The following is a 10,357-nucleotide window of genomic DNA, read 5'->3' on the forward strand; positions in this document are numbered from 1 at the left end:
GATGATGCATTAGTAAAATGAATCTTTTTTATGTAATAAATCGAAAATACTAATGAATAAAAAGCTCTTTTAGATTTTTTCTGGAACCGTTTCATAATTGAAGGGATCAGTTTAAAAATAAGAGGACAATCCGAATTCCAATAATCACACAAAAATTAGTTGCAGATGGTGAAGTTTTGTACCCATACTAACTGGGCTTTAGTTGGAAGATAATAAATTGTGTGGGCCTTTTAATATCAACTATTTCACTTATCCAACTTAAATAAAAGTTATGTAAGGGTTTTTTCATAGTTTTTATGGAGATTATTGAAATTGTGTCTATAATTAGGTTACTATAATAGAAATATATGAAAATAGGTAAGATGCCAAGAAGGCTTAATAGGGAATCTGGTGAAAGTCCGGAACTATCCCCGTAACTGTAAGTGTGGACGAAATAGACAAACCACTGTATTGGAGTAGAATTGTCCGTGCGGGAAGGGTCTATAGTAGGAAGAAACACAAGTCAGGAGACCTGTCTTAACTATGAAAAGTTTTGATTTCTTCGGGGGTTGAGAAGGTGAGACGTTAGCGTTTGAAGGTACGCCTCCTTTTTCTGCTTGCGTTTAATCCGTTCAGCTTTTTGTTGGACGGATTTTTTACATTCAATTTCCTAACAGATGTAGGAGGAGAATAGGAATGGCAAATCGAAGACTTGTAATTGCCGGTACAGGCAGCGGTGTTGGAAAAACCACACTTACCATTGGACTTATGTCTGCGCTAATGAAAAAGGGGTATACGGTACAAGGGTTTAAATGTGGACCAGATTATATAGATCCAAGTTACCATACAGCAGTTACTGGCAGAATTTCCAGAAATCTTGACAGCTGGATGTTAACTGAAGAAATGGTAAAAGAAATTGTAAGTAAGGCTGGCGAAAGTACGGATATATCTATTATTGAAGGAGTAATGGGATTCTTTGACGGAAAAGATCCCTTAAGAAATCAAGGCTCAACTGCAGAAATAAGTATGATCACCGAAAGTCCAGTTGTATTGGTAGTCAATTGTGCTAGTATGGCTCGAAGTGCTGCTGCTGTGGTAAAAGGATTTCAGGAGTTTCATAGAGGGACAAATATTGTCGCTGTGATTGCTAATCAGGTGGGGAGTGTAGGACATTATCATATTGTCAAATCAGCCATTGAGCAGGAGTGTGGCATCCCAGTCCTAGGTTATTTGCAACAAAATCAAGAGCTTTCGATTCCGGAGCGGCATTTAGGATTGATTCCATCGATAGAACGAGGTGAATTGAAGCCCTTTTTCGAACAACTAGCCAGCTTGGTTTTACAAACGATAAATGTTGATGAATTATATAAACTAACGGAAGCCCCTCCTTTGGTGGTAAAAAAACCCCATTTTAATAAAATAGAGCATCGTTCCGTTCGACTTGCCATTGCAAGAGATGCTGCTTTTAATTTTTATTATCAGGAAAACCTTGAGCTGTTAGAAGCATTCGGTGCGGAGCTAATCGAATTTTCTCCGCTAAAAGGTGAAATTTTACCCAAGGGAGTCGATGGCTTATATATAGGCGGAGGATTTCCAGAAGAATTTGCTCAAGAATTGGCAGACCATATCGATACAAAACTTTCTATTCAATCAGCGATTGAAAATGGTTTGCCGACTTTAGCCGAATGCGGTGGTTTTATGTATTTAACGGAATCCCTTGAAACAACAGATGGGAGGAACTACGAAATGGCAGGAGTTATTCCCGGGAAGGTAAAAATGCAAAAACAACTTGCTGCCTTAGGATACCGCGAAATTAAAGGAGCGGACGAAAACTTTCTGCTAAAAGGTAAGCTGATTGCCAAAGGCCATGAATTTCACTATTCAACCTTTCATCCGAAAGAGGAATGGAAACATGCCTACCTAACTTCTGGGATCCGCGGCGAACAACAGGAAGGATATATGAAAGGGAACTTAATTGCTGGATATACCCACTTCCACTTTGGCTCATGCCCTGAGTTGGTTGAGAATTGGATCAATAAATGTAAGGAGTATCAAGCAAATGACTAAGGCGATTCCTCTTATGTTTCAAGGAACTAATTCAGATGTAGGTAAAAGTGTGATAGTCACTGCATTTTGCCGCATTTTTGCACAGGATGGACATAAAACGGCTCCGTTTAAGTCCCAAAATATGTCTTTAAATTCTTACATAACGATTGACGGAAAAGAAATTGGCAGAGCCCAGGGAGTCCAAGCAGAAGCAGCTGGCATTCAGGCGACAACGGAAATGAATCCTATTTTGTTAAAGCCTAACCGTGAGTATCAATCACAGGTGGTGGTCCATGGGAAACCCTATCTGAACATGGAAGCCGGCGCCTATCGAAGTGATTTTTTTCAAATGGGATTAAAGCTGATAAAAGGTTCGCTTTCTGTTCTGTCCGAAAAATTTGAAAGGATTGTGATTGAAGGAGCCGGCAGTCCTGCAGAGATAAATTTAAATGATCGGGAATTAGTGAATATGCGGGTTGCCAGAATGGCTAACGCACCGGTGATTTTAATTGGAGATATTGACAAAGGCGGTGTATTTGCCAGTTTAGTAGGAACGCTTCAGCTAATGGAGCCTGAGGATCGTGATCGGGTTATCGGGGTAATCATCAATAAATTCAGGGGAGATGTCCGGCTCCTCGAATCTGGGTTAACATGGTTTGAGGAGTATACCGGTAAACCTGTTCTTGGGGTTATTCCCTACTTAGATCATTTAAATATTGATGCGGAGGATTCATTAATATTAAACCAATATTCTTCAAACCCAGATAGGGAAAAGGCTCTAGATATTGCCGTAATCCAATATCCGAAAATCTCAAACTTTACTGATGGTGACCCATTTTTTGCTGAACCGGATTGCCATGTCCGCTTTATTACAAGAGCCGACCAATTACATAACCCAGATTTGGTGATACTACCGGGTAGTAAAAATACCATCGAGGATTTATTGTTTTTAAGAAATAGCGGCCTTGCGCAGAGAATAACCGAGTTAGAGAACAAGTCAGTCATTTTTGGTATCTGTGGCGGCTACCAAATGCTTGGTGAAAAAATAGCCGACCCGTTTGCCATCGAGTCTATGAATCCTGAAATAGAGGGACTTCAATTGCTGCCAATTCGGACAACTATCACAAAAGACAAAAGGACCGAACTATCAAATGGGACACTAACTCTTTTTAACAAGAGGTTCGATGTTACAGGATATGAGATTCATATGGGCGAAACAGAGTCGATTGGAGAAAACTTGGGCCTTATCGATTTAAACGGCCAATGGGATGGCTGTAAAACGACAGAAGAAAAGGTGATAGGTACCTATTTTCATGGTATTTTTCATAATGACGAGTTTCGCAAGGAATTCCTTAATCAGCTTCGTGGTGCAAAAGGGTTGGAGCCAATCGAAGAGCGTCAATCTTTTACTCAATTGCGGGAGGAAGCCTATGATCGCCTAGCGAGTCATGTCAGGAAACATGTAAATGTACCACTAATCGAACAGAAAATGCTGGAATTTCAAAAAAATAACGGATGAGGTGCAAAAAGGGATGGAAAAAAGAGAAAATAAAGCAAAACGAGGTCTTGCGCTAGTATATACCGGAGATGGAAAAGGAAAAACAACAGCCGCCCTTGGCCTGGCTGTCCGTGCAGCCGGTCAAGGAAAAAAAGTCATTGTGATCCAATTTATCAAATCTCCAGAAAGTAAATCTGGTGAAAGAATCATATTTGAAAAATTGGGAATCGAAATCGTTCAAACCGGAGTGGGTTTCACCTGGACAAAAACACCTGAAGAGCATCGAGCTGCATTCCAAAAAGCCTGGGCATTTGCTAAAGAAATGGTTCAATTTGGCGGTTATGACCTAGTCATATTGGATGAACTGAACAATGCCCTGGCAATTGAAACATTCCCGATTCATGATGTTCTGCCTTTGGAAGAGGTGCTAGAGATGATTGAAAAGCGCCCTAAAGGAATGCATCTGGTTATTACAGGCCGTTCAGCCAAGGATGAAATTATCGCAAAAGCCGATTTGGTGACGGAAATGAAGCCGATGAAGCATTATTATGACGAAGGTATTCCTGCCGTTAGAGGAATAGAGTTTTAACTCGAAGCGGATTCACCGTTATAATGTTTAACACTAGGGAGCTTCATGTCATGAGATCAGGAAAAGGTTGTTGTAATGGAACGTTTGGTGAGCTTGTACAAGGTCAGCTGGGGGACCGGCCTTTTTTAATTACTCTGCCAATCCAGGGCTTGCGAAGTGAGGCCTTATTTATCCCAGACCCAACTTTATCGGAAATATTGGGGGAGAATTCGAAAAGTAAAGCCAAAAAAGCAGCGAAATACCTTTTACAATTTTATGGGCTGCAGTGGGGAGGCCGTTTGGAGATTTGTTCAAACATTCCAGAAGGTAAGGGAATGGCCAGCAGCTCCGCCGATATTGTGGCAACATTAAAAGCTATCGCTAACAGTTTTTCCATTCCACTTTCAAAGGAAACCATCTCAAAAATAGCGGCAAAAATTGAGCCTACTGACGGAATCATGTACGAGGAAGTTGTCGCTTATGACCATATTCACGGTGAATGGATTGAAAGCTTTGGTTTCTTGCCTCCATATACACTAGTAGGGCTAGACCTAGGTGGAACCATAAACACCATCGAACATAATCAAATAAAGAAAACGTATAGCGAGCAGGACAAAGATCAATTGATCGTAGCCTATGACTTGATCAAAGAAGGATTCAGGCAAAATAATATATCGTATATTTGTAAGGCTGCAACGATAAGTGCAAGTATTAATCAAAAAATATTGCCCAAACCTATTTTTAACCAATTGAAAATGCTGGCTGAACAGGTTCAGGGTGGTGTCGTAGTTGCACATAGTGGCACTGTTGCAGGAATCATGATGGACCATAACATAGCGAAAAAAAAAGAGGTAATATCTTGTATTTTAACAGAGTTCCCCACCATTCAAATGTTGGGCCCCTTCCATAATACAGAATAGTCCAGGCGAAAGCCTGGTTTTTTTAATATGCAATGTTAAGCAACAATGATGATTCTTGTACCCGGTTGATTGGAGCGGATGGTTCGGAAATTAACAGACAACTTTAAAGGGCCCTATAATAAAAATCAAAAAGAACTGCAGTAATAAATACAAACTTAAAGAATAAATCTTTATTAATATAGGGGGTGTGACATGAAAAACCATTTGGAAAATAAGCAGTTATTTAAAAAATCAAAGAAGGTTCATCAGGCCACACCTTATACAAATACAAAAAAATTAGTCATGGGGTCTGTACTTGCTGCCATCACCACCCTTTTTCAAGCTGCAGGAGTTTTTACAGGAATTGGTTTTGCGTTTAGTATATTGGCGACCCTTCCAATTGTCCTTTCAGCCATGCTCTCTTTAAGAATAGGATTCATGTCTTACTTTATCACGATCTTATTATTAGTCATTATGCAGCCGAGCGAATTGTTTGTGTTTCCTTTTACCACTGGTTTATTAGGGATTGCCCTCGGAGCTGCCTTTAAATTTTATCACCATTGGCTGCTAATTACTTTTTTTGGAGGAGCAGCGTTATCCATCGGGATATTATTCTTATTATATGTATTGAAATTTCCAGTTTTAGGTCCAGATGTATCTTATACAATTGATCTAAAAATAGTTGTCATTATTCTGATTTGCTCAATCATCTACAGCTTTGTATGGACTGGTTTAAGCAAAAGAGTGTTCAAATTAATATTTCCAATGGAGAAAAAGTAGGTAGGGCATGAAAATGCACTTCATAGATGAAGTGTATTTTTATAGAGCAAATGATCCAATTCTCCAAATGTGTGATCTATATCACTAACCCACAGTGATTTATCTAATATAATCACTGTGAGTTTAGTGTTAATACATAAGGAGTGATTATGTTGTTAGATCAAAAAACAATTGACATTATTAAATCAACCGTACCTGTATTAGAAATCCATGGAGAAGCCATTACCACTCGATTTTATCAATTGATGTTTGGAAATCATCCTGAGTTACTTCATATTTTTAACCATGCAAATCAAAAACAACGGAGACAGCAAAAGGCACTCGCTGGAGCTGTGTATGCCGCAGCAGCGTATATTGATAATCTTGAAGCTATTCTGCCAGTTGTAAAGCAAATCGGCCATAAACATAGAAGTCTTGGTGTAAAGCCGGAACACTATCCTATTGTTGGAAAGCATCTCTTATTAGCGATTAAAGATGTATTGGGAGCTGCCGCAACTGATGAAATTTTAGCGGCATGGGAAAAAGCTTATGGTGAGATTGCCAATGCCTTTATTAGTGTAGAAGAAGAGATGTATGAGGAAGCCTCTAATCAGCAAGGTGGATGGGATGATTTTCGTAACTTTGTGGTGGATCGTAAAGTTAAGGAAAGTGACGTCATTACCTCATTCTATCTTAAAGCAGAGGACGGTAAAGAAATTCCAACTTTCTTGCCAGGCCAATATATCAGCATTAAATTAGAAATCGATGGCGAGGAATATACTCATATTCGTCAATATAGTTTATCGGATGCACCTGGGAAAGACTATTATCGAATTAGTGTGAAGAAAGAGGCAGGCACTGCCAATCCTGATGGAAAAGTATCCAATTTTCTGCATAATCAGGTAAAAGAAGGCGACATCCTAAAGGTGAGTGCCCCTGCAGGTGACTTTGTTCTTGATATGAATCATCATACTCCTGTTGTTTTATTAAGCGGCGGGGTCGGTGTAACACCAATGCTAAGTATGTTAAAAACAGTCGTAAACGCTCAGCCAGAACGAAAAATATGCTTCATCCATGCTGCTGCGAATAGTAATGTTCATGCACTAAGGGATGAAATCAAAGAAATTTCTAAGCTCGAAACTGTAGATTCAATTGTTTTTTATGATTCGCCAACTGAAGATGACCGTACAAATAAACGCTTTGATGTTGAAGGTTTTGTCACAAAAGAGTGGCTTGGGGAAAATGTTCCGGTAAAAGAAGCCGACTTCTATTTCTGTGGACCTGTTCCATTTATGAGAGCCATCAACCAGGCGTTAAAGGATTTAGGTGTAAGTGAAGATCGAATCCATTTCGAATTCTTTGGACCAAAAGATAGTCTTGAAGAACAAGAAGAAAGAATTACTGTATAGAATAATAGAGTAGTCAATGGGGCTCCATATTTTTTGGTAGCCCCTTTTTAAAAAGTGAACAAAAAATTAGAAATCATTTGACAACTTAAAATAATTGTATATAATTAAGTTATCCATAGTTATTAAGATGTTTACCTTTTGGAAAATACCCTTTCAAAAAACGTTAACAGTAGATAATGATGGACAGGAAAATAAATCAACAATAAAACTGTATTATTTGCTATGACTCTATTCACATAGAGCAGTGAAGTGAATATAAGCCAGTTGTATAAAGTAGATTCCTATATATTAGGACTCCTTTTACAACTGGCTTTTTATTGTTCCTGTAATTAAAAAACTATTTCAGGAGGAATGAAAAATGAGTATTGCAGAAAAGAGTAAATTGAAATTTGAAATGGTGACGGAACATTATCAAGTGAAGGCACACCCACAATCCAATCGTTTATATCACATTGAATTATCGACGGAAAGTCTAATGAAATTTTTTGAAGCAGTAAAGAAAGAAAACTATTCTGTCCAACATTTGGAATATACTCCTTATGCTCGTCATATTATCGCATCACATTTATTGGATCAAGTAGGAGAAGAATTCGGTGCCTTACTTCGAAGTATTGTTCACGATCGTGAGTCTGGTGGATTTACACTTGGTTTGAACGGGGTTACAGAAAATACCGATGATTACGTGATTTTCTCAACTGCTGTTTCCCATCTAGTAGGTATTCCGAATTTTGATGCTATGACTGGAAAATACTATGCGCGTTTTAGCGTGAAAGATACAGATAACAGTGATTCTTATTTACGTCAGGCTTATCGTTTATTTACACTTCATACTGATGGTACCTTTGTCGATGAACCGACTGACTGGCTATTAATGATGAAAATGGTAGAACAAAATGCACGTGGTGGAGAATCAAGATTATTGCACCTAGATGATTGGAACGAACTAGATAAATATGCTTCACACCCTTTAGCTAACCATAAATTTACCTATAAAGCACCGAGCAGTAAGAATGTGGGTCAGGAAGTTGAGCGATTGACATTCTTTAATTATCATAACAAGCCGGGGATTTGTTATATTGATCAATTCGTTTATCCAGAGACAATTGAGCAGTCAAAATATTTGAGTGATCTTTCTAATTCGATGGAGAACGATGAAAATGTGATCGAGTTGGAACTTCCTGTAGGTGATTTAGTCGTGGTAAATAATATTTTTTGGCTACATGGCCGCGCAGCCTTTGAAAAGGATCCAAATTTATACCGTGAGTTACTTCGTCAACGTGGACGATTTAATGAAAATAATCTATAAATCTCTTAATTAACTTATAGAGAATTCATTTTCTATCCCTAGGGTGGAAAATGAATTCTTTTCTTTCAACTATTAGGCATTGGAACAGTTTTTAGTAGAAAAAAAGGGGGCTTTTTTGTGTTTGATTTTGCGATTGTAGGGGGAGGTATAGTTGGCTTATCGACCGGTATGGCAATTTATACACGATTTCCTAACGCTAAAGTAGTCGTGATTGAAAAAGAATCAGCTATTGCAGAGCATCAGACAGGTCATAATAGTGGGGTCATTCATTCCGGCATCTATTACAAGCCAGGTAGTTTTAAGGCACGATTTGCCCGTCAAGGCAGCCAATCAATGAAAGAATTTTGTCAAACTCATGGAATTGAGCATGACATTTGCGGGAAGGTCATTGTTGCTACAAAGCCGGAGGAAATGCCTCTATTAGATAATTTATTTAAGAGAGGCCTTGAAAATCAACTTGATATTCAAAAAATTAGTCCGGAAGAATTAAAAGAGATTGAACCCCACGTTAATGGCTTTGGGGCTATACGTGTTCCCCAAGCTGGTATTGTCAATTATCGTCAAGTTAGTGAGAGATTTGCTGATACAATTGAAGAAAGTGGTGGAGAAATAAGGTTAAATACAAAGGTAGAAAAAATTGTCGAAGAAGTCGATCAAGTGAACATTGAAACAAACAATGGTACAATAAAGGCACGTATGGTAATCAACTGTGCCGGTCTCTTTAGTGATCGTGTTGCTTTAGCGGCAGGGTATAAAACAGATATGAAGATTCTGCCTTTTAGAGGTGAGTATTATAAATTAAAACCGGAAAAGCGGTATCTTGTAAAACATTTAATTTATCCTGTTCCAAATCCTAAATTCCCATTCTTGGGTGTTCATTTTACCCGGATGATTACTGGAGAAGTGGATGCAGGACCGAATGCAGTGCTCAGCTTTAAACGGGAAGGTTACAAAAAGACAGATTTTAATGTAAAGGATCTTGCAGAATCTCTAAGTTATAGCGGTCTTTGGAAAATGGCAGGAAAGTTTATGAAAGAAGGAATGGAAGAATACGTTCGTTCCTTTAGTAAAAAACAATTTACCAAAAGTCTTCAGGAACTAATTCCGGAGATTCAAGAAGACGATTTAATACCGGCGCCTGCTGGAGTACGCGCCCAAGCCATCAGAAATGATGGAAGTATGGTAGATGATTTCCACATAATTATGGGCAAGCGTACCATTCATGTTTGTAATGCACCATCACCTGCTGCCACAGCTTCTATTGAAATTGGAAAAGAAATCGTAAGTAGGATTCCGGAACAAACAAACTTAAAAGAAACTGCGTTAATCATTTAATTTTAATGAGAGGTTGATCAAGGATGTTTAACGGAAAAACGATTTTTATTGCCGGTCATGCTCGGTTACCGCAAGGCATGGCTGCCAAAAGCGTCTTCGAAACCTTAACGATTACTGCGGAAGTGGATACAAAATATGGAGTAATTATTCAGGCTACCTGTACCTTGGCCACTGAACACGGACGTGATTTTATCGGTGGATTGTTAAGGGGGACAAGTTTAAATGATGGAGTGGAGGATGCCGTCAAGGCAATCGAAACCTATTATCGGGGCAAAGCAACAAACGCTTTAATTGCGGCCTTAAAAGACTTGCATTTGCATTTTCAACAAATTAAAGCAGAAGGAATAACAATTGTATAAAACCAATATTTCACTTTGTATTCCAGAAATCACTTGAAAAATATTTATAAAGGTTGTTGTAATTGTCCGGAGTAAATACAACTTCAGAGGCTCTCTCTCATTTTGTTTTACTGCTATTTCAAGTTTTTAAGACTTCAGACAAGATCAAACTGATTTGGCACAACTGTGTCCGAAGCTGCCATGACTTCGGACACGATCA

Annotated in this window: 9 protein-coding genes and 1 riboswitch; all 9 genes read left to right on the plus strand. The window is 38.6% G+C overall.

Going from position 1 to position 10,357, the window contains the following annotated elements:
• Nucleotides 1–343 precede the first annotated feature (343 nt).
• A riboswitch (cobalamin riboswitch) is annotated at nucleotides 344–533 on the plus strand.
• A gap of 142 nt (nucleotides 534–675) precedes the next feature.
• Nucleotides 676–2,046, plus strand: a complete 1,371-nt coding sequence (locus V7083_RS18730; RefSeq protein WP_335480754.1) for a cobyrinate a,c-diamide synthase — start codon at nucleotides 676–678, stop codon at nucleotides 2,044–2,046.
• Entirely contained in the window at nucleotides 2,039–3,544 is a 1,506-nt protein-coding gene (locus tag V7083_RS18735; RefSeq protein WP_335480756.1) for a cobyric acid synthase, read from the plus strand. The genes V7083_RS18730 and V7083_RS18735 overlap by 8 nt, the downstream gene beginning before the upstream one ends.
• 13 nt (nucleotides 3,545–3,557) lie before the next feature.
• Nucleotides 3,558–4,112: a cob(I)yrinic acid a,c-diamide adenosyltransferase gene (gene cobO / locus V7083_RS18740; protein WP_335480758.1), complete on the plus strand. Its 555-nt coding sequence runs from the start codon at nucleotides 3,558–3,560 to the stop codon at nucleotides 4,110–4,112.
• Between the two features lie 50 nt (nucleotides 4,113–4,162).
• Nucleotides 4,163–5,011, plus strand: a complete 849-nt coding sequence (locus V7083_RS18745; RefSeq protein WP_335480761.1) for a GHMP family kinase ATP-binding protein — start codon at nucleotides 4,163–4,165, stop codon at nucleotides 5,009–5,011.
• Nucleotides 5,012–5,203: 192 nt separating this feature from the next.
• Entirely contained in the window at nucleotides 5,204–5,770 is a 567-nt protein-coding gene (locus V7083_RS18750; RefSeq protein WP_335480763.1) for a hypothetical protein, read from the plus strand.
• 152 nt (nucleotides 5,771–5,922) lie between these two features.
• Nucleotides 5,923–7,158 carry an NO-inducible flavohemoprotein gene (gene hmpA / locus V7083_RS18755; RefSeq protein WP_335480765.1) on the plus strand — a complete coding sequence of 412 codons (1,236 nt, stop codon included), beginning with the start codon at nucleotides 5,923–5,925 and terminating at the stop codon, nucleotides 7,156–7,158.
• Nucleotides 7,159–7,516: 358 nt separating this feature from the next.
• Nucleotides 7,517–8,464, plus strand: coding sequence for a glutarate dioxygenase GlaH (gene glaH / locus V7083_RS18760; RefSeq protein ID WP_335480767.1), 948 nt, complete (start codon nucleotides 7,517–7,519; stop codon nucleotides 8,462–8,464).
• A gap of 117 nt (nucleotides 8,465–8,581) precedes the next feature.
• A complete protein-coding gene (gene lhgO, locus V7083_RS18765) occupies nucleotides 8,582–9,799 on the plus strand; it encodes an L-2-hydroxyglutarate oxidase (protein ID WP_335480769.1) in 1,218 nt (405 codons plus the stop codon).
• A gap of 23 nt (nucleotides 9,800–9,822) precedes the next feature.
• On the plus strand, nucleotides 9,823–10,158 hold the full coding sequence (locus V7083_RS18770; RefSeq protein WP_335480772.1) for a DUF3870 domain-containing protein: 336 nt from the start codon (nucleotides 9,823–9,825) through the stop codon (nucleotides 10,156–10,158).
• Nucleotides 10,159–10,357: the final 199 nt, after the last annotated feature.

It is taken from the genome of Bacillus sp. JJ1764 (assembly GCF_036962145.1).
Lineage (GTDB): Bacteria > Bacillota > Bacilli > Bacillales > Cytobacillaceae > Neobacillus.

Bases quoted from the DNA above. Each gene is read 5' to 3' on its own strand.
- cobO (WP_335480758.1), top strand. From the start codon at position 3,558: ATGGAAAAAAGAGAAAATAAAGCAAAACGAGGTCTTGCGCTAGTATAT.
- V7083_RS18750 (WP_335480763.1), top strand. From the start codon at position 5,204: ATGAAAAACCATTTGGAAAATAAGCAGTTATTTAAAAAATCAAAGAAG.
- V7083_RS18770 (WP_335480772.1), top strand. From the start codon at position 9,823: ATGTTTAACGGAAAAACGATTTTTATTGCCGGTCATGCTCGGTTACCG.
- V7083_RS18745 (WP_335480761.1), top strand. From the start codon at position 4,163: ATGAGATCAGGAAAAGGTTGTTGTAATGGAACGTTTGGTGAGCTTGTA.
- V7083_RS18735 (WP_335480756.1), top strand. From the start codon at position 2,039: ATGACTAAGGCGATTCCTCTTATGTTTCAAGGAACTAATTCAGATGTA.
- V7083_RS18730 (WP_335480754.1), top strand. From the start codon at position 676: ATGGCAAATCGAAGACTTGTAATTGCCGGTACAGGCAGCGGTGTTGGA.
- glaH (WP_335480767.1), top strand. From the start codon at position 7,517: ATGAGTATTGCAGAAAAGAGTAAATTGAAATTTGAAATGGTGACGGAA.